This is a genomic window from Actinoplanes sp. NPDC049802 (assembly GCF_040656595.1).
Taxonomy (GTDB): domain Bacteria; phylum Actinomycetota; class Actinomycetes; order Mycobacteriales; family Micromonosporaceae; genus Actinoplanes.
The window spans coordinates 1-18,534 of the sequence record NZ_JBFAMR010000058.1; the positions used below are offsets into that span (position 1 = coordinate 1).

General features: G+C 71.5%; 15 protein-coding genes and 1 riboswitch. Of the genes, 9 read left to right on the plus strand and 6 right to left on the minus strand.

Going from position 1 to position 18,534, the window contains the following annotated elements; all coding sequences use genetic code 11:
- The first annotated feature begins 108 nt into the window (after positions 1-108).
- Together AB0I88_RS30390 and AB0I88_RS30395 are read left to right on the plus strand one after the other, a co-directional pair.
- Entirely contained in the window at positions 109-609 is a 501-nt protein-coding gene (locus AB0I88_RS30390; RefSeq protein ID WP_361032212.1) for a hypothetical protein, read from the plus strand.
- A complete protein-coding gene (locus AB0I88_RS30395) occupies positions 606-1,055 on the plus strand; it encodes a hypothetical protein (protein WP_361032215.1) in 450 nt (149 codons plus the stop codon). The genes AB0I88_RS30390 and AB0I88_RS30395 overlap by 4 nt, the downstream gene beginning before the upstream one ends.
- Positions 1,056-1,230: 175 nt before the next feature.
- Here AB0I88_RS30395 and AB0I88_RS30400 read toward each other — a convergent pair whose 3' ends face one another.
- From AB0I88_RS30400 to AB0I88_RS30420, 5 genes are all read right to left on the minus strand, one after another.
- Positions 1,231-1,815 (minus strand): exonuclease, encoded by a 585-nt coding sequence (locus tag AB0I88_RS30400; protein WP_361032218.1) that lies wholly within the window; start codon positions 1,813-1,815, stop codon positions 1,231-1,233.
- Between the two features lie 247 nt (positions 1,816-2,062).
- The gene (locus AB0I88_RS30405) at positions 2,063-2,632 is read right to left on the minus strand and encodes a TetR/AcrR family transcriptional regulator (RefSeq protein WP_361032221.1); all 570 of its coding nucleotides are present in this window, start codon (positions 2,630-2,632) and stop codon (positions 2,063-2,065) included.
- Between the two features lie 10 nt (positions 2,633-2,642).
- On the minus strand, positions 2,643-7,445 hold the full coding sequence (locus tag AB0I88_RS30410; protein ID WP_361032224.1) for an ATP-binding cassette domain-containing protein: 4,803 nt from the start codon (positions 7,443-7,445) through the stop codon (positions 2,643-2,645).
- A gap of 80 nt (positions 7,446-7,525) precedes the next feature.
- Complete coding sequence (gene cydB / locus AB0I88_RS30415; protein WP_361032227.1) at positions 7,526-8,506, minus strand: cytochrome d ubiquinol oxidase subunit II; 981 nt, start codon at positions 8,504-8,506, stop codon at positions 7,526-7,528.
- A gap of 12 nt (positions 8,507-8,518) precedes the next feature.
- A complete protein-coding gene (locus AB0I88_RS30420; RefSeq protein WP_361032230.1) occupies positions 8,519-9,931 on the minus strand; it encodes a cytochrome ubiquinol oxidase subunit I in 1,413 nt (470 codons plus the stop codon).
- A gap of 73 nt (positions 9,932-10,004) precedes the next feature.
- Here AB0I88_RS30420 and AB0I88_RS30425 point away from each other — a divergent pair, with 73 nt between their 5' ends.
- The 3 genes from AB0I88_RS30425 to AB0I88_RS30435 all read left to right on the plus strand — a co-directional run bounded on the left by AB0I88_RS30425 (position 10,005) and on the right by AB0I88_RS30435 (position 12,528).
- Positions 10,005-10,361: a BlaI/MecI/CopY family transcriptional regulator gene (locus AB0I88_RS30425; protein ID WP_361032233.1), complete on the plus strand. Its 357-nt coding sequence runs from the start codon at positions 10,005-10,007 to the stop codon at positions 10,359-10,361.
- Positions 10,358-11,266: a M56 family metallopeptidase gene (locus tag AB0I88_RS30430; RefSeq protein WP_361032236.1), complete on the plus strand. Its 909-nt coding sequence runs from the start codon at positions 10,358-10,360 to the stop codon at positions 11,264-11,266. The genes AB0I88_RS30425 and AB0I88_RS30430 overlap by 4 nt, the downstream gene beginning before the upstream one ends.
- A 122-nt stretch (positions 11,267-11,388) precedes the next feature.
- A riboswitch (cyclic di-AMP (ydaO/yuaA leader) is annotated at positions 11,389-11,524 on the plus strand.
- A 17-nt stretch (positions 11,525-11,541) separates the two neighbouring features.
- On the plus strand, positions 11,542-12,528 hold the full coding sequence (locus tag AB0I88_RS30435; RefSeq protein ID WP_361032239.1) for an NlpC/P60 family protein: 987 nt from the start codon (positions 11,542-11,544) through the stop codon (positions 12,526-12,528).
- 143 nt (positions 12,529-12,671) lie between these two features.
- Here AB0I88_RS30435 and AB0I88_RS30440 read toward each other — a convergent pair whose 3' ends face one another.
- Positions 12,672-13,094, minus strand: a complete 423-nt coding sequence (locus AB0I88_RS30440; protein ID WP_361032242.1) for a MarR family transcriptional regulator — start codon at positions 13,092-13,094, stop codon at positions 12,672-12,674.
- Between the two features lie 53 nt (positions 13,095-13,147).
- Between AB0I88_RS30440 and AB0I88_RS30445 the strand changes: the two genes are divergently transcribed.
- The 4 genes from AB0I88_RS30445 to AB0I88_RS30460 all read left to right on the plus strand — a co-directional run bounded on the left by AB0I88_RS30445 (position 13,148) and on the right by AB0I88_RS30460 (position 18,456).
- Entirely contained in the window at positions 13,148-14,212 is a 1,065-nt protein-coding gene (locus AB0I88_RS30445; protein WP_361032245.1) for an epoxide hydrolase family protein, read from the plus strand.
- 182 nt (positions 14,213-14,394) lie between these two features.
- A complete protein-coding gene (locus AB0I88_RS30450) occupies positions 14,395-15,747 on the plus strand; it encodes an ATP-binding protein (RefSeq protein ID WP_361032248.1) in 1,353 nt (450 codons plus the stop codon).
- Positions 15,748-16,090: 343 nt separating this feature from the next.
- Positions 16,091-17,113 carry a tetratricopeptide repeat protein gene (locus tag AB0I88_RS30455; RefSeq protein ID WP_361032251.1) on the plus strand — a complete coding sequence of 341 codons (1,023 nt, stop codon included), beginning with the start codon at positions 16,091-16,093 and terminating at the stop codon, positions 17,111-17,113.
- Positions 17,114-17,172: 59 nt separating this feature from the next.
- Positions 17,173-18,456, plus strand: coding sequence for a phosphatase PAP2 family protein (locus AB0I88_RS30460; RefSeq protein WP_361032254.1), 1,284 nt, complete (start codon positions 17,173-17,175; stop codon positions 18,454-18,456).
- Positions 18,457-18,534: the final 78 nt, after the last annotated feature.

Genomic DNA, 18,534 nt, shown 5'->3' on the forward strand with positions numbered 1-18,534 from the left:
GAGACGCCGGATCCGCCTTGGCGGCGAACCGGCTTTCCCTGCCCTGCTCCGCAGGGAATCCGATTCCTCCCCACGGCTAAAGCCGGGGGTTTCCATGGAGGCTTTTCGATGACGCATTACGCGGACCTAAGCCCCTACGCGTATTGCGAGGAGGAGATCGTCGACGTTCCCGGCGGAACGATCAGCTACCGGCCCCGTTGTGCGCTGCTCAACGTGGGCTGGCTGGACGCGCCGCACGAGTTCGGCAGCGGGCCGGTTCCGGACGGGTTCGCGGACGCGCTGCTGGACATCATCGCCGGGAGCCGGGTCAACACGATGCGCGGCTTCCACGTCTGCACGCACTGTCCGCTCCCGGCCTCGCACCGGGATTACCGGATGCTCGCCGTCGAACACGGCAAGCGCACCCTGAACCTGGGATTCTCCGAGATCAGGGTGCCGTCCGATCCGGGAACGATGTCCGCCGCGCCCACGCTGATCTGGCATTACGTCACCGCACACGGCTACCGGCCGCCGGACGGCTTCATCACGGCCGTGCGGGGTTACGACCCGTCGTGGATCTCCGGACCGTGGATTCCCGCCGGCGCCCGGCACCGGGATCACCGGCGATGACCGGGCCGGATCTGCGGCCGCTGTTCGACCGGAACGCCGCCGCGAAGGCCAAGCCCGCGCTGGACCTTCGGCCAGTCGCCGTGCAACCGGGAATCGTTCTCGACGCCGACTCGGTGGCGCTGCTGCGTGACGGTCTCGGCGGGTACGACATGGAGATCCGGTGGATGGCCCATCTCGACGGGTCCGGGGTGCTGCGGATGTACCGGTCCTGGCTCGGCCAGCAGGTGTACGAGGCGAGACTCGTTCCCGGGACGGCGGGCGCGACACTGACCGGGCTGATGGTCGAACAGGATCAGGAACGGTATCAGGGGTCGCTGGAGCGGGAACCGGAACTCTTCGAACGGGTGCTGAGGTCCTGCCTCAACCACCTGCGGCGGTTCCGGGCCGGCCACACCCCCTACGGCCCGTCGCCGGGCGCTGGGCCCGAGCCGGAGCCACGCCTGTGATCGCGGCGCCGCCCGCCCGGTCGGGACACAGGGCCGGCGATGCGGCGGGTGGCGCCCATCCGGGACGGGGTCCAGGGCCGAACCTCCAGATCGAGACCCGGACCGAGGTGACGTGGTGGAGACGTTCCATGCCGGCGGCCGTCCTGGCGAGGCCCGGTGCCGTCGACGTCCGGAATCATCGGGGTTCTCGGGCCGTTTCTGGGGCCGTTATCCGGGCCGTTTCTCGGGCCGCGGTGAAGACCTGGGCGAGTTCGGCGGCGTCCTCGCCCGCGTGATGCGTGTGCGGGAGGCCGGTCAGGCCGACCGCGTGTTTTATCCGGCCCTTGTGGGAGGCGGACCACTCGCAGCCGGTACGGCCCATCCAGAAGCTGCGCAGGTCCACGCCCGAGCCGGTCGCGCCGAACGGGCTGTGTCCCAGAAAGCGGAGGAAGTACCAGTGGACGAACATGCCGTCCCACACCGCGGGAGCGGCCAGGAAGACCGGGCGGCCGATGGTGCGCAGCCCGTCGACCCAGTCGGCGGCCGCGCGCATCGCCTGCTCAGGCGCCGGAGCCTCCCGTGACAGGCGATCCCGGTCGAGTCCGGAGACGGCGAGCGCCTGCGGCACGAAATCGTCGGAGATCGGTTTCAACTCGGTGTAGAAGCGGTCGTCGCGGCCGGCGACGGCCATTCCCAGCGACAGCATGCTGTAGGGGCCGGGAATCGGGCCGTCCGCCTCGACGTCCACGGCGACGTACAGTTCCGGCAATTGCTTTCTCATCGACGTGATTGTGGAGCCGTCGGCGGCGATTGTCGCGCCGATTTCCGGCGTTGCCGCGCTTCCGGCGTTGCCGCGCTTCCGGCGTTGCCGCGCTTCCGGCGTTTCCGCGCTTCCGGCGCCGCCGCGTTTTCGGGGCGGCCGTGTTTTCGGGGCCGTGGCGCTTCCGTGCCGCCAGCGCTTTCGTGGTCTGCTGGCGCTTTTCGTGGTCTGCCGGCGCTTTCGTGGTCTGCCGGCCTGGTGTGCCGGCTCAGCGGCCCGCGCGGACGGTGCCGGTCGGCGCACGCACCAGTTCGGTGATCCAGTCGACGGCGACGCGTGCCTGCCCCGGCGAGCCGGAGTAGAGACCGTTGACGATCAGCCAGATCCGGTCGGCGAGCAACTCGTCGCCGCCGGCGCCGGTCACCAGACGATCCCATTGGGCGCGGCTGTCGGCCAGATAGGCCTGTGCGACGCGGGCCGGTTCGTCGCTCTCGCCCGGGAACTCGGTCAGATAGTTACGGAAGGCGCACCCCCGGTAGCCGGGCCGGCGAACCCGGTCGGCGACCTCGCCGGCCAGCGCCAGCAGCCGATCGGCCGGATCGGTGGACCAGCGCAGCACCTCGGTCACCGAACGTTCCCGCTCACGGCGGACCAGCGAGAGGTACGCCGCCGCAAGCCCCGCCTTGCTCGGAAAATGCTTGTAGAGCAGATTCTTGCCACAGCCGGCCGCCTCGACCACCTGGGCCATGCCGACAGCGCGGACGCCGTACTCGTAGAAGAGCCCGGCGGCCGCCGTCAGGATGGTGTCCCGGGTGCCCGGAGCAGGCGTTCGTGCCATGATATCCAGCTTAAAGGGTTATATCGGTCATTTTGCCCCGGCTGAGGCTGAGCACCCGGTCCGCAAGCCGAAAACCTTCGAATCGATGCGCGAAAACCAGCACGGTACGCCCGTCCGCCGCACCCAGCAGGTCCGCCATCAGCCGGTTCGCACCGTCCTCGTCGATCCCTTCGGTGGGTTCGTCGAGAATGAGCAGCGCCGGGTCGGCGAGCAACGCCCGCGCGGTGGCGAGCCGGCGCCGCTGCCCACCGGAGACCGTGCTGCCGCCGGTACCGAGCCACGTGTCCAGTCCTTCGGGCAGACCGGCCGACCAAGCCCCGAGCCCGACCCGCTCCAGCGCGGCGACGAGCCGCTCATCGCCGGCGCCGGGCGCCCCGAGCCGCAGATTCTCCCGGAGGCTGGACGCGAACACGTGCCCCGTCTCCTCCCCGACCAGCACCGTCGGCCCGTGGTCCGCGCTGACGCTTCCGGCCCGCGGTTCCAGAAGCCCGGCGAGCACAGCCGCAAGTGTCGACTTCCCGGACCCGGAGCGCCCGGTGACGACCGTCTTCGATCCCGCCGGCAGCCACAGGTCCAAGCCGTCGAGCACCGGCTCCCGCCGGGGATCCCAGCCCGCGACAAGCCCGCTGACCCGTACCCCGCCCCGCCCGGCGGCCGCGGTGACCCCGGCGATCTCCTCGTGTCCGGACGGCGACCCGCCCGGACCGGGCCGATCATCAGCCCCTCCGGTCTGTTGCCCCGCTGCCGGCCGGGGACCCCCGGTTCGGGCCACGCGGGTGTGTCGGTTCTCAGGTGGCGATGCGCTGTAGTCGATCTGTTCGGCTGGTCGTGGGCGCCCTCTCGCAGCGCTTGAGTCAGCGCTGACGGTCCGCCGGGCCGGTTCGGCTGATGCTGGGTGTTGTTTCAACGGTGGTGTGACAGTGCTGACGGTTCGCCGGGCCGGTTCGGCTGGTGCTGGGTGTTGTTTCAACGGTGCTGTGACAGTGCTGACGGCTAGCCGAACAAGACCGGCCAATGTCGGGACAGTCTCGGCCATGCCGATCGGCTCCGCCGCGTTTCTCCCGACAGTCAGGCGCTGTCCCGCATCGTGTGGGTGTTCGGCTGTCCCGGTCTGCTTGCCGGCGCTGGTGTCGTTCGGCCGGTCTTGTTGTGGGGTGGTCGTGTTGATCGCGTCTTGGGCGTTGGTGTCGGTGGGTGGTTGGTGGGGTGCGTTGCGGGCCAGGCGGTGTCTTGCGCCGTGTGGGCGCTGATCCGGCTTGATCCGCTCATCCATGTCCACGTCCACGGGGATCGGTGAGTGGGCGTCGGTGGCGGTCAGCGTGGCGACGCGATGCTCGGCGCCGGCGGCACGACGCCGGGCGATCGCGGCCTCGGGCAAGCCGATCACCGATTCGCCGAGCACGATCACGCCCAGCAGGACCACGGCGCTCCACTCGGCGGACAGGCCGGTGCGCGCGAGAAGGACGGCCACGCCGGCGGCTGCCGCGCCCCAGCCCAGATGGGCCGTCGCCGCGGCCAGACCGGCCTCGCGGGCCGCCCGCGCCTCCAACTCGGCGAGGACGCGGCTTCGTTGCCACGGCACACCCTGACGGCCGCTTCCCGCGCTCAACTCCTCGACGCCGTCGACCGTCTCCACCAGCGCGTCGCGCAGCGCCGAGCGGGCCGCGCCGGTGGCCGCCTCCCGCCGGTCCACCTGGTGGGCCGCGATCGCGGGGGCGAGCACTCCCGCGACCAGGAGACCCGCCGCCACCGGAACGGCCAGCGCGGGTGCGGTCCACGCCACCGCCAAGACACCGGCGACCGCGGTCGCGGCGGCCGCGAGCATCGGCAGGCGGCCCCGGAGAAGCCCGTCGACCCGGGTGTCCACGTCATCGACGAGGCGGGTGAGCAGGTCGCCTCGACGGTGCAGGCGCGGCCCCGGAACGTGCGGGATGAGATCTGCGTAGACCCGCGCCCGCCGTGCGCCCAACCGGGCGAACGCGACATCGTGCGCGAGGAGCCGTTCCAGGTAACGCAGCAGCGGCCGGGCCACCGCACTGCCCCGGACCAGCACCACCGCCGTCGACAGGCTCAACACCGGCGGCAGCGAGGACGCCCGGACGAGCAGCCAGGCCGCCGCCCCGGTGAGCAGGATCCCGGCCAGCGACGAGCCGGCTCCCAGCGCGGCCGCGATCCACGGCCGTCGCAGCCGGTCCCACCGGCCAACACCGGCTTGGCCAATCCGGCCGAATGGGGTTTCCAGTCGTAAGGGTGGGCTGGGCTGGTTGTGGTCGGTTCGGCCGGTTGGGGTCTCTGGTTGTGGAGGCGAGCCGCACCGATCATCACCGGTATCGGCGGCTCCGTTTTCAGGGCCTTCGGTGGCCCGGCCTGTTCGTGCGGTTCGGCATGCACGGATGGCTGTCGAGCCGACCGCGGTGATGGCCGTCTGCGTCCCGTCCGGGTCGGATCCGATCGAGGTGGGTGATGACGAGACGGTCTCCATCAGGCCGAGCGTGTTCGTGGACGGATCGGCCGACCATGGCGGCTGCACGGCCTCGTTGGGTGTGCGCGCCGTGACGGTGCTGGTCAGCGAGGCTGGACCGGCGGGCGTGGCTACGTCGACGATGCGGTCGGCGGCGGCCAGCAAGGCTGGGCGGTGGGCCACCACCAGGACCGCGCAGCCTCGTACGGCCAGGTCCCGCAAGCGGGCGATGACGAGACGCTCGGCCGTCACGTCCAGGTGAGCGGTCGGCTCGTCCAGCAGCAGGGTCACCACTGGCCGGGGGAATCGGGGCGCCGGTCGGCCGTCCGATGATCCGGCCCGGCACCGCGACGGCCGGCCGTCCGACAGTGCGCGGACGGCCCGGTGCCGGAGCACGGCGAATGCCAGGCGCTGGCGCTGGCCGGCGGAGACTCCGGAGACCTGCTCACCGAGCGGCGTGTCCGGGGTGATCTCCCCGATCAGGCCGACCGCATCCAGCGCGGCGCGGATGTCGGCCGGTGTGGTGTCGACGGGAAAGGCTTCGGCGACGGTTCGGGCATGCGGTAGCGTCGAGCGTTGCGGCAGGTAGAACGTGCTGCCGACGGCCAGAGCGCCGGACTCGGCCGGGTGCAGCCCGGCCAGCACGCGCAAGGCGGTGGTCTTCCCGGCGCCGGATGGGCCGCGCAGTGCGACGAGTTCCCCGGCGTGCACGACCAGCTCGGGCAGCCGCAGCGCGTCGAGAAAGGAACCCGGGTACCGTGCCCGGACTCCGGCGGCCCGGACACCCCAGCGGCCGGCGTCCTTCAACCCGAAGCCCCGTGGCGGGCTGAGGGATTCCTCGATCTGGTCGCTCTCGGCTGCGCTCACCCGGGCGCCGGCGGCCGTCCCCGGAACCGGGCCGGGGCGGTCGAGGGCACTGGAGTGGGCCCCGATGCGGGTGCCGGTAGCTGGGCCGGGGGTGTTGGCCCGCGTGCCGGCGTGAGCCCCGATGTTGGTGCCGACAGCCGGGCCGTGGGTTATGACCGGCGCATCGGAATGGGTCCCGATGTGCGCGCCGACCGGACCGGGCGTCATGGCCGGCGCGTTGGCGCGGGTCCCGATGTGGGTGCCGACAGCCGGGCCAGAGGTCTTGGACGGCGTGTCGGCGGGGGTCTCGATGTGGGCGGCGGGGTGCGGGTGCCTGTCCGGCGTGCCGGCGCGGCTGGGATCGCCGGTCAGTGGCGGCCCGGGTGCGGCCGGTGGGCTCGTCCGAACCTGCCCGGTAGGCGAGCTGAGGATTTCGTCGACGTCGGCGATGACCGCGCCCGCGTCGGTGGAGGCGTGGTAGCGGGCGGCCACCTCGCGTAGCGGGCGGTAGGCCTCCGGCGCCAGGAGGATCACCAGGAGCGCCGGGCCGAGGTCCATGCCGCCGCCGGCCACGCGAAGCCCGGCCTGGACCGCGATCAGGCCGACCGCGAGGGTGCCGACCAGGTCCAGCGCGGTCGAGGAGAGGAACGCGACCCGCAGCACCCGCATGGTCGCCGCCCGGTGGCGGTCGGTCAGATCGGCGATGACGTCGATCTGACGTTCGGCGCGCCCGTACATCTTGAGGGTCGTGAGGCCGCGCACGACGTCGAGGAAGTGGCCCGCCAGGCGTGCGTCGGCGGCCCACCGCCGCTCGGCGCGGGTCTTGGTGGCCCAGCCGATCAGCGCACCCAGGATCGGCAGCAGCGGGAGCGTGAGCAGGGCGATCACCGCTGAGGTGGGATCCACCGCCACCATGATCACGACGACGAGCGGGGGCAGGACGACACCGAGGACGAGCGCCGGCAGATAGCCGGAGAACCATGGCCGCAGGGCGTCGAGGCCGGCGCCCAGGACGGTGGTGAGGCGTCCGGAGCCGTAGGCGGCGACCCACGCGGGACCGCGGCCGATCACCCGGTCCAGCAGGGAGCGGCGGAGCTCGTCGGTGACCTTGGCGGCGGTGCGCTGGGCGACCACCTGCTCCGCCCAGGCCAGCCCGGCGCGTGCCGTGAAGGCGGCGGCCAGCAGCAGGATCGCGGCCGTCCCGGTGAGCGCTCCGGGGAAGGCCGGCACGGAACGGTCGGCGAGGCCGGTCACGATCCCGCAGAGGGCGACCGCGATGGCGATCGTGGCCGCGGCCTGACCGGTGCCGATGACGGCGAGCAATGCGATCCCGGTGCGGCTGGTCCGTGCGTGGCGCAGCAGGCGTGGGTCGATCGGCCCACGGGAGACCCGGTGCACGGCCGGGGCACTCACCGGGCCGGGCCCGGCCGCCGGTTCCGGGTCTGAATGCGACTGCGGGCCGGATTTCGCGTCCTGCCGTCCGGCCTCACCGTCTCCGGTTCTCATGACGGATCGGGTGGGTTCGGCACGCGGCCCCGTTGCCGATCGGCGGCGCCCGGCAGCAGGGGTGAGAGGGCGGGCCGCCTTCACGAGGCGATCCGCTCGCTGGCGACGCGGCGGCGGAAGACCCAGTAGGACCAGGCCTGGTAGACCAGCACACCGGGCAGGATGATCACGCCGACGACGGTGAGCAGCCGAAGTGCCTCGGGTCCGGCGGCAGCCGACGTGCGGGTCAGGGACCAGGCCGGGTCGAGGGTGCTGCGCAGGACCACCGGGCCGTGGACGGTGAAGACGGCGACGACCGCGCCCGCGACGGCCAGGGCGACGGTGGTGAAGGCGGTGCCCTCGCGGAGGCGCCTCGCCTGCAGGCCGGCGACGAACACCATCGCCGCGGCCGCCAGGGTGAGCCTGCTGCCCGTACCGATGCCGGTGAGGAGAAGGATGACCGCGCCGACGGTGCCGGTGTGGCGCGCGACGTCGCGTGCCCGGCGGCGCACCGGGCCGGTGGTGCGCAGCGCGAGGAACGTCGCGCCCAGCAGGATCGCCGCGAGGAGCGCGGCGAGCGCGCCGAGGCCGGCGGCGGGACTGAGCAGGGGGCCGAGGCTGCGGCCGAGGCCGGCGCCGGCGACCTCGCCGTCGGCGCCGAGAGCGAGACCGTCGACGAGGACGCCGAGGACCGCGCCCCAGAGCAGGACGATGCCTGCCGAGCTCGCGGCCAGGAGCAGGTCGCAGCGGCGGCGCCACGACGGGGAGGCGTGTTTGCCGCGGAATTCCAGGGTGACGCCGCGAACCGCCAGGAGCAGCAGGACGGCGACCATCGGCAGGTAGAGGGCGGACATCAGGGCGGCGTACCAGCCGGGGAAGGCGGCGAAGGTGACGCCGACCGCGGCGACCAGCCAGACCTCGTTGCCGTCCCAGAACGGGCCGATCGTACGGACGGCGGCGCCGCGCTCGTGTTCGTCGCGGCCGAGGACCGGGGAGAGGATGCCGACACCGAAGTCGAAGCCTTCGAGGACGAAGTAGAGCACCCAGGCGAGGACGAGAACCGCGAACCAGAACGTGATCATGGAAGGTGGCTCCTAGTAGGCGGGAACCGGCTCGGGTTCTTCCTTCTCGGAAGCGACCGGGGTGAGTGGCTGGCGGGAGAGGTGGACGACGAGGCGGCACCAGGCGACGGCGAGCAGTCCGTAGACCACGGTGAAACCGGCCAGGGAGGCGATCACCTCGGCGCTGGTCAGGCCGGGGGAGACGCCCTCGGCCACGGTGGAGATGCCGAACGCGAGCCATGGTTGCCGGGCGGTCTCGGTGAAGATCCACCCCAAGGTGTTGGCGGCGGCCGGCAGCACCGGGGCGAGCAACACGAACCGGCGCAGCACGGATGGTGTGCCCTGACCGGGTCGCAGGAACGCGGGGAGCGGCGGGAACCGCCGGGTGGTCTCCCAGGTGGACCACAGGTGGTAGGCGGCGAGCGCCATGGCCAGGACGCCGACGCCGATCATGAGGCGGAAGGTCCAGAATGCGACCGGGATCATCGGCACGTAGCTGCCCGGACCGTACTGGGCGGCATACGCCGCCTGGAGGTCGTCGATGCCCTGCACGGTCCCGTCGAAGGAGCCGGTGCCGAGGAACGACAGCAGGCCGGGGATCTCGATGCTGAAGAACGGCCGGTCGTGGCCCAGTTCGCCGATCGCGAAGACGGAGAACGGTGCGGCGCCGGTGGTCTCGTAGAGGGCTTCGGCGGCGGCCATCTTCATCGGCTGCACGGCGGTCATCACCTTGCCGAGGTGGTCGCCGCTGATCGCGGTGACCGCCCCGCCGATCAGCATGGTCCAGGCACCGACCCGGGAGAGTGACCGGAAGGCGGGGTCGGCGGCGGCGCGCCGGATCCCGATGGCCATCAGAAGCCCGCCGCCGGCCATGGCGGCGCCGCCCATCGTGTGCGGGAACGCGGCCAGCACCACCTCGTTGGTCATCAGCTCGGTGAAACTGGTGAGCACGGCCCGCCCGGTCTCCGGGTCGAGCCGGTACGCCACCGGGTTCTGCATGAACGAGTTGGCGGCCAGAATGATGTACGCCGACAGCAGGGTGCCGACGGCGACGACCACGATGGTGGCGGCGTGCAGCCGGCGGGGCAGACGGTCCCACCCGAAATACCACAACGCGAGGAATGTGGCCTCGAGGAAGAACGCCAGCATCCCCTCGATGGCCAGGGTCGGCCCGAAGACGTCGCCGTAGAAGCGGGCGAACGAACTCCAGCCGAGCCCGAACTGGAACTCCTGCACGAGCCCGGTGACGACGCCGACCGCGAAGGTGACGATCAGCAGCTTGCCGACGAATTTCGTGAGGTCGAGGTGTTTGCGGTCACCCGTGCGCAGCCAGGCCAGGTGGAAGCCGGCCGCGGTGGCGGACAGGCAGATCGACACCGGCACGAACAGGTAGTGGTAGATCGTCACGACCGCGAACTGCAATCGAGTCAGGTCGAGAACGTCCATGGCAACCCCTCTACGACGATTCGTAGTAGATACTACGACCTGTAGTACGACGCTGTGCAGTAGACTGGGTCACATGGCAAGAAACGACCTCGAACGCGAGGTCATGGCGAAACTGTGGGACGCGCGTGAGCCGCTCACCGTCAGGCAGGTGCACGAGTTGCTCAGCCGTGACCGCGACCTGGCGTATACGACGGTGATGACCGTCCTCGACCGGCTCGCCAAGAAGGGACTGGTCGTCCAGCAGCGAGCGGACCGCGCCTACCGTTACGCCCCGGCGCAGACCCGCGAGGAGATGACCGCCGGAGTGATGCTGGACGCGCTGAGCGCCACCCCGGACCGGGACGCCGCTCTCGCCTACTTCGTCGGGCAGTTGCCACCGGAAGCGCTGAAAGCGGCCATCGAGAAGGCCGCCCGTAACATCGAGCGGTGACCGCCCTCCTGCTCGGCGCCCTCGGACTGACACTGTCGCTGGCCGTGCCGAAGCTGCTGGCCGGCGCCCGGTGGGCGGACCGCGCCCCGGTCGCCGGGGTGCTGCTGTGGCAGTCGCTCACCCTGACCGCCGTGCTCTGCGCCCTCGGCGTCGTGCTCGCCGCCCCGGAGGAACTGGTCCGCGCGGCCGGTGCCCGGCATCCGGAGACCGTCGCCGCGTTGCTTCTCTCGTTGGCGGTGGCCGCGATCATCGTGATCCGGCTGGTCGTCTCGCTCGTCAGGGTGACCTCCCGGGCCCGCGCCCGGCGCGATCGGCATCGCATGGTCGTCGACCTCCTCGATCGGGTGGAGCGTCATGAGGGCCTGGGCGGGGGCGAGGTGCGGGTGCTCGAGGCGCCGCTGCCGCTCGCCTACTGCGTCCCCGGCCGGAACCCCCGGGTGGTACTCAGCGACGGCGTGCTCGACGTGCTCGACAGGGATCAGATCGATGCCGTCCTCGCTCACGAGCGCGCACACCTGCGGCACAAGCACGAGTTGGTGATGGAGTCGTTCACGGCCTTCTACCGGGCTGTGCCGGGGCCGCTGCGGTCGAAGGTGCCGCTCGACGCCGTACACCTGCTGTTGGAGATGGTGGCCGACGATGCCGCGAGGCGCCGCACCGGGCCTGCGCCGCTGCGGGCCGCGCTGGCTCGTCTCGCCGACGCCGTCCCCCTGGCGGAGGAGGTGACCGCCGACCCGGAGGGTGAATCGCGGCGGCGGCGACTGGCCCGGCTGGACGGCCCGGACCGTGGCTCGACCACTCTCGCGGTGGCCGGGACGGCCGTGGCGACTGCCCTGCTGGTGCTACCCACGGTGATCCTCGTCGTGCCGTGGCTGGGCCGTGCGCTGAATACCTGGCCATTCTAGTAACCGTCCGTATTGCTAACTGTGCGTACAGTTTGGCGGCCTGTGCGACCTTCATTTGCCGGCATGATCCGAGTACGGTGGTCCCCGGTTCGGCAGCCCCCCATCGTCCATCCGGCCGATCTGGCGAACCACCGCCCAATCGCGACAGGCGAACCGGGGACCCAGGTCAGTGGGGTGAAGCCGTGGCACCACGCGCGGCCGGGCATGCTTCCCGCCCGAACCCGTCAGCTAACCCGGTCGGCGGCTGAGTGGGAAGAAAGGACGACGCACACAACGTGAAACGCAATGGCGCGCGTCGCGCCGGCCTGCTGCGCATCCTCGTTTGCGCGCTCGCCGCGGCCGGCCTCGTGGTCACGGGCCCGGTGGCGGCCAACGCCACTCCCTCGCCGTCCAGCGTCGAGGATCAGATCGACGAGGAGTGGAACAAGCTCGAACCCGTCATCGAGGACTACAACGCCAACCACACGAAGCTGATCAAGCTCCGGAAGCAGCAGAAGCAGTTGGCGAAGACGCTGACGCCGCTGCAGCTTCAGGTGGATGTCGCGATGAGCCAGGTGCGCGGGCTGGCGGTCGACGCCTACATGCAGGGGCCGCCCGGCGGTTTCAACGCTCTGCTGAGCGGCGACCCGGACGGCCTGGTGGAGAAGCTCACGCTGCTCGACCAGCTCGCCCGCAACCAGGAAGCCTCGATCGCCAACGTCGCGAAGCTCCGCGACAAATACGCCGCCGACAAGGCCAAGGTCGACCAGCTCGAGTCCGAGATCGCCGCGCGTGACGCGGACCTCGCGACGAAGAAGACGGCGATCGAGAAGGAGATCACGAAGCTCCAGAAGCTCCGGATCCAGGCCTACGGCAACGCGAACGTGGACGACGGCCCGCTGCGCACCGGTCCGTGCCCGGTCACCTACACCAACGACAAGGGTGGCCGCGCAGCTCAGAAGGCATGTGACCTGATCGGCAAGCCCTACGTCTTCGGCTCCGAAGGACCGAACAGTTACGACTGCTCGGGCCTGACGAAGGAGGCGTGGAAAGCCGTCGGCGTGCACCTCGAGCACTACACGAAGGACCAGTGGGGCTCGACCACACCGGTGAGCCGGAGCGAGTTGAAGCCGGGTGACCTCGTCTTCTACTACTCCGACGTGCACCATGTCGCCATCTATATCGGCGGCGGCAAGGTGGTGCACGCTCCGCACACGGGCGACCACGTGCGGATGGCCACCATCGATCGAGGGCCCATCGCCGGCTATCGCCGGCCAGGCTAGAAAACCCTCCGGGAAAGACCGCCGTCGTTCTGCGCCGGCGGTCTTTCTTTTGATCTCGTACGCCTTCGCGAACCGCCGTGGAAGACCCGCGGCCTGCCCGGACCGGCCAGGCCGTGACGCGCCCGCCGGGCTTGACCGGCCCGTCACCCGCCCGATCGGTGATGCTCCAGCAGCCGTCGCAGCAGCCCGGTGAACTGCTCCCGCTCCGGACCGGACAGTGGCGCCAGCAGCTCCTCCTGGACGGCGTGCGCTCGCTCCGACAGCTCCTCCGCCCGCGCCCGGCCCCGGTCGGTGAGGCCGACGACGTTGCGCCGCCGGTCCGCCGGGTCGGGTGAACGCCGCACATAGCCCTCCGACTCCAGCTCGTTGAGCGCGCCGACCAGATCGCTCAGGTAGATCCCGGTGCGCCGACCGAGCGCCGCCTGACTGGCCGGTCCGTCGGTGACCAGCGAACGCAGCAACCGGTAGTGATAGCCACGCGCCCCGACCGACCCGAACTTCTCGACGATGATCCGGTGTCCCTGCGCCGAGACCTGACTCAGAACCCAGCTTGGCAGCTCTTCCATGTGGTGAGCGTAACATTGGACCTCCTAACGTTAGAGAGTCTAACGTTAGGCGCATGAACGACTCAACCCTTCGCATCGCCCAATCCGAGATCGACGACCTCACCGACCGCCTCACCCGCACCCGGTGGCCCGACGACGCGCCGGCCGGCTACGGCATCCCGCTCGCCCGGGTCCGGGCCCTCGCCGACCACTGGCTGAGGTTCGGCTGGCGCGCCCACGAGGCCGAGATCAACGCCATCCCTCAGCAGGTCACCGAGATCGGCGGCGACCGGGTGCATTTCTTCCACGTGCGCTCCGCCGATCCCGGTGCCCTGCCCCTGCTGCTCACCCACGGGTGGCCCGGCTCCACGGTCGAGTTCCTCGACGTCATCCGGCCGCTCAGCGAGCATTTCCACGTCGTCGTCCCGGCCATACCCGGCTTCGGCCTCTCCGGCCCCACCACCCGTCCCTGGGGCGTGCGCCGGGTCGCCGAGGCGTGGGCCGAGCTGATGTCCCGCCTCGGCTACCAGTGCTTCGGCGCCCAGGGCGGCGACTGGGGCTCGGGGATCTCCCAGGCCGTCGCCGGGGTCGCCCCCGACCGGGTCGTCGGCGTGCACGTCAACTACCTGCCCACCCCCGGTTCGGCGGAGGGACTGGGCCCCGACGATCAGGACCGGCTCGCCAAGACCATGCGGCTGGCCGCCAACCGGCATCCGCACCAGATCCTATTCGCCGCCACCCCGCAGACGCCCGCCTACGCCCTGAACGACTCACCGGCAGGGCTGCTCGCCTTCATGGGGGAGAAGTTCGACACCTGGGCCGACCCCGCCACCCCGGTGCCCGACGACCGCATCGTCGCCGACATCGCCCACCACTGGTTCTTCCGCACCGCCGGGTCGGCCGCCCGCATCGTCAAGGAGAGCGGACCAGGCGTGCCGCAGCCACCCTGCCCGGTCCCGCTGGGAGTGGCCGTGTTGCCCGGCGACATCGTCCAGTCCGTGCGCCCGCTCGCCGAGCAACGCCACGACATCCGCCACTGGACCGAGTTCCCGCGTGGCGGGCACTTCGCCGCACTGGAGGTCCCCGACCTGTTCACCGCCGATGTGACAACGTTCTTCCGTACCCTCACCGGCCGATGACGGCCGGGCTCGCCCTGTTTCGCCGGGCACGCCGCCGTTGGGCTGACGGTAGGAGTGGCGTCGCTTTCCGTGTGCGGGAGCACTCACCGGTCGGGCCGCGACGGGAGCGGGCGAGCGCCGGTGTTGAGGCCCGCGGGTCGTCCGTGACCGGGTGCGGGCGTGGCGGGGGCATAATCGCCCGCATGAGCGATGCCTTGATCAACAGCCTGGCGGCCGCTGTCGAAGCCCGGCCCGACGACCTCACCCTGCGGCTGCACCTGGCCGAGATGCTGGTGGCCGCCGACCGGGGGCCGGAGGCGATCGGGCATGCCGCTCAGATTCTCGCCCGTGAGCCCGGCCACACCGGGGCGCAACAGGTCATGTCCCGCGCGCTGGGCGGTAGCACCCCGGCCGTGACCCCGCAGGCGCCTTCCACCGCGCCGTCCCCGCCCCCGCAGGCGCCGGCCACGGAGACGTCCTCGCCCGGCGTGGCCACCGAGCCGCCGGCGTCAACACCGGGCTCGGCCACCGAGCCGCCGCCGGCACCGCCGGAGAGACCGGCCGCCAGCGGGTCCGGGATCGATTGGGCGGCCATGGAGGAGCAGTTCGGCGACATGGTGCCACCACGGTTCGCGCGCGCCGACGGTGAGCCCGACCCGGTCCGTGGTCACGCCGACCGCTCCTTCGACGTGGAGCGGTCCGCCGTCACACTCGCCGACGTGGGCGGTATGGCCGAGGTGAAGAAGCGGCTCGAGGTGTCGTTCCTCGGGCCGCTGCGAAATCCGAAACTGCGCAGCCTGTTCGGCAAGAGCCTGCGCGGCGGGCTGTTGCTCTACGGGCCACCGGGATGTGGAAAGACGTTCTTGGCCAGGGCGGTCGCCGGGGAGATGGGAGCGGCGTTCATCTCGCTGTCGATCACCGATGTGCTCAACATGTGGATCGGAAGCTCAGAACGTAACCTCCACGATCTGTTCGAGTCGGCTCGCGGGCACGCGCCGTGTGTGCTCTTCCTCGACGAGATCGACGCGCTCGGCCACAAGCGCAGCCAGTTGCAGTCGTCCATGCGCACGGTCGTGAACCAACTGCTCACCGAACTGGACGGCGTCGACGGCGGGAACGACGGCGTGTTCGTGCTGGCAGCAACCAATGCCCCCTGGGACGTCGACTCGGCCCTGCGGCGCCCCGGCCGTCTGGACCGTACCGTCCTGGTGCTCCCACCCGACCGGCCCGCACGCGAGGCCATCCTGGAATACCACCTGCGTGACCGCCCGGTCGCCGGCATCGACCTGGCCGCCGTCGCCGCCGCGACCGAGCACTACTCGGGCGCGGATCTGGCTCACCTGTGCGAGACCGCCGCCGAGTATGCGATGCGCGACTCCATCGCCGCCGGTGAAGTCCGCATGATCAGTCAGGCCGACATGCTGGGCGCGGCCCAGGAGGTCCGCCCGTCCACCGACGCCTGGTTCGCCACCGCCCGCAACGTGGCGATGTTCGCCAACGAGAGCGGTGAATACGACGACCTGGCCGCCTACCTGAAGAAGCGCAAGATCCGGTGACGTTCGCTTCCTCGGCCTGGGTCCCACCGGCCTTCACGTCCCGCCTCCCGTTGGTGGTGGGCCCACCGCTGGTGGCGGGCCCCGGGGCTGTGGCCCGCCCCTTGGCCCGGGTTGCGCTCCCGATTCGGGTTGCCCGTGCGGTTCGGTGTGCTCGTGTGGTTCGGTGTGCTCGTGTGGTCGGCGTTGCGCTCGCGATTCGGGTTGTCCCTGCGGTTCGGTGTGCTCCTGTGGTCGGCGTTGCCATCGCGATTCGGGTTGCCGCTTTGACTCGGCTTGCGCCCGCGGACCGCCTCAAGCCTCCGGCGCCCGCGCTGGGCGAGGCGCGCTTGCCGTGGGGTCGCCGGTGAGCGCCGCCGCCCGGGCTCGGGCGCTCGCCGACGTCGGACGGCTGGAGCAGGCCGAGGCGGCCGTCCGCACCGGTCTCACCGAGACACCCGCCGATGCGGAACTGCTCGGTCTGCTCGCCGGGCTCCAACGGCTGCAAGGCCACTATCCGGGCGCGCTGGTCTCCGCGGAGGCCGCTGTCGCCGCGGCGCCGGACATGGCCGTCCTGCACATCGAGTACGCCGAGTGCCTGCTTCTCGTGTCCCGGCTGGATGATGCGCTGGCCGCGGCCCACGAAGCGGCCCGGCTGCGTCCGGACGCCCCGGAACCGCACCGCTCCGTCGCCCGCTGTCTCATGTCGCGCCGCGACCTCGCGGGGGCCCGCGAGGCGGCCGGCCGTGCGGTCGGGATCGCGCCGAACTCCGTACCGGATCTGATGGCCCTGGCGGAAGCGGAGCACCTCGCCGGTAACCGTGATGCCGCACGCGCGGCGGCGGCCCGGGCCCTCGCCGAGGATCCCGGCGACGCCGACGGCCGCTGGATGATGGCCCTGCTCGACGCGGAACGCATGCGTGTCCGCGACGCCATGCGTGGCCTCCGGGGGCTCGCCGCCGATCAACCCGACCGGTACGGTGCGCCCGCCCTCACCTGGCCCATCCGTGGTCTGCTCGCCGGCCTGCGCCGCGGCCTTCTCGCCGGTGTCCCGTTCACCGCCTTCCTCGCCGTGATCGGCCAGTGGTGGCCTCCGGCGGAGCTGCTGGGCCGTGGAGCCGCCGTCGTCATGGTGTTCGTGACGGTGGGTCTGGCCGTTCGCGTGCTGATCCCGGCCGGCCGCCTTCCATGGATCTGCCTGGGCCTGCTTCCCGCCCGCCGGCGCCGCGCCGTCGTGGCCGGCCTGATCACCGCGGTCACCTTTCTGCCGTTCCTTTCCTGGTACGCGGCCGGCGCCCGGTGGCAGGCGCTGGCCGGCTCGTTCGCGGCCCTGATCGTGTTGCTCGCCGCAGGTGTGGCCGAGGGAACGAACGGTGATCTTCCCGATTAAATCTTGCCCAATAGGCAAGATCGTCAGATGCTAGGCCCCTTGATCGACGGGGGAGTGTCATGACGATTTCACGTACCGGTGACGCGGAGGACACCTCCGAGTCCTTACCTCCGTCCACCACACGCCTGATCGCGCAACGGGGCCCGGCGCCCATCGAAAGCCAGCCGGTCGACCAGGCCCTTTCGGCCGCGACCACCGGACAGCGCTGGAACCACGCGGGTGCCTCCGCTGCCCGCCGCATGGCCGACGAGGAACTCCAGATCGTCAAAGGCCGCTCCGGCGCTTTGCCGGTTCCCGCCGCGACCGGCCGTGTGGCCGGGTCGCCGACGACGGACGGGACGGCCGACCTGAGTGGCCTGCCCAGGTCCGCCGCGGCCGGCCGGGTGGCCGGGTCGCCGATGACGGACGGGACGGCCGACCTGAGTGGCCTGCCCAGGTCCGCCGCGGCCGGCCGGGTGGCCGGGTCGCCGACGACGGACGGGACGGCCGACCTGAGCGGTCTGCCCAGGTCCGCCGCAGCCGGGCGGCCCGGTAGGTCGCCACGATCGACCGCCGCGGGGCGCGCGGAGGCGGGCCTCGGCGCGCCGGAGAAGCCGGCCGTGGGCGGGCGACTGTCGGCGCTGCGGGAGTTCGCGCTGATCGCGGCGCTGTTCCTTCTCTACAAGGTGGCGCGGCTGGCGGCGGACGGTCACGTCGAGGAGGCGTTCCGCAACGCGCGCGCAATCTGGGACGCCGAGCGATGGTTGCGCCTGCCCGGTGAACTGGCCGTCCAGCAGTGCCTGCTGGACTGGGGCGTCCTGGTCGAGGTGGCCAACGGCTACTACGCCTACGTGCATTTTCCGGCGACGGCGGCCTGCCTGATCTGGCTGTACCGGTACCGGCCCGCCCACTACCGGTGGACCCGCAACGTGCTGGTCTCGCTGACGGGTGCGGCTCTGGCCGTGCATTTCGTGTGTCCCCTGGCACCGCCCCGGATGCTGAGCGAGACCGGGATGCTGGATCTCGGCCGGCTCTACGGCCCGGCCGTCTACGGCCCGCCGGAGACCGATCAGATCTCCAACCAGTACGCGGCCATGCCGAGTCTGCACGTCGGTTGGGCGCTGGTCGTCGCGATCGCCCTGATCGCCGCGACCTCGTCCCGCTATCGGGCCCTCTGGCTGCTGCATCCGGTGATCACGCTGCTGGTGGTCGTCGCCACCGGCAACCATTACTGGCTCGACGCCTTCGCCGCGGCCGCGCTGTTGATCGTCGCCTACACCCTGCTGCGGAGCCGGCGCCCGGCGGCGGCCGTCCCACGGGCACGCACGGTGGCTCCGGAACCCGCGAAGATCCACGCATCGTGAGTGACGCCCACTTCCGGGTGATCCCGGCCGGCAGGTGATGGCAAACCACGCCTGAAGGCGCCGAGGCGGCGCCGATTC

Coding starts and splice junctions, on each gene's coding strand:
- AB0I88_RS30390 (WP_361032212.1), top strand. CDS start 109: ATGACGCATTACGCGGACCTAAGCCCCTACGCGTATTGCGAGGAGGAG.
- AB0I88_RS30395 (WP_361032215.1), top strand. CDS start 606: ATGACCGGGCCGGATCTGCGGCCGCTGTTCGACCGGAACGCCGCCGCG.
- AB0I88_RS30400 (WP_361032218.1), bottom strand. CDS start 1,815: ATGAGAAAGCAATTGCCGGAACTGTACGTCGCCGTGGACGTCGAGGCG.
- AB0I88_RS30405 (WP_361032221.1), bottom strand. CDS start 2,632: ATGGCACGAACGCCTGCTCCGGGCACCCGGGACACCATCCTGACGGCG.
- AB0I88_RS30410 (WP_361032224.1), bottom strand. CDS start 7,445: ATGAGAACCGGAGACGGTGAGGCCGGACGGCAGGACGCGAAATCCGGC.
- cydB (WP_361032227.1), bottom strand. CDS start 8,506: ATGATCACGTTCTGGTTCGCGGTTCTCGTCCTCGCCTGGGTGCTCTAC.
- AB0I88_RS30420 (WP_361032230.1), bottom strand. CDS start 9,931: ATGGACGTTCTCGACCTGACTCGATTGCAGTTCGCGGTCGTGACGATC.
- AB0I88_RS30425 (WP_361032233.1), top strand. CDS start 10,005: ATGGCAAGAAACGACCTCGAACGCGAGGTCATGGCGAAACTGTGGGAC.
- AB0I88_RS30440 (WP_361032242.1), bottom strand. CDS start 13,094: ATGGAAGAGCTGCCAAGCTGGGTTCTGAGTCAGGTCTCGGCGCAGGGA.
- AB0I88_RS30445 (WP_361032245.1), top strand. CDS start 13,148: ATGAACGACTCAACCCTTCGCATCGCCCAATCCGAGATCGACGACCTC.
- AB0I88_RS30450 (WP_361032248.1), top strand. CDS start 14,395: ATGAGCGATGCCTTGATCAACAGCCTGGCGGCCGCTGTCGAAGCCCGG.
- AB0I88_RS30460 (WP_361032254.1), top strand. CDS start 17,173: ATGACGATTTCACGTACCGGTGACGCGGAGGACACCTCCGAGTCCTTA.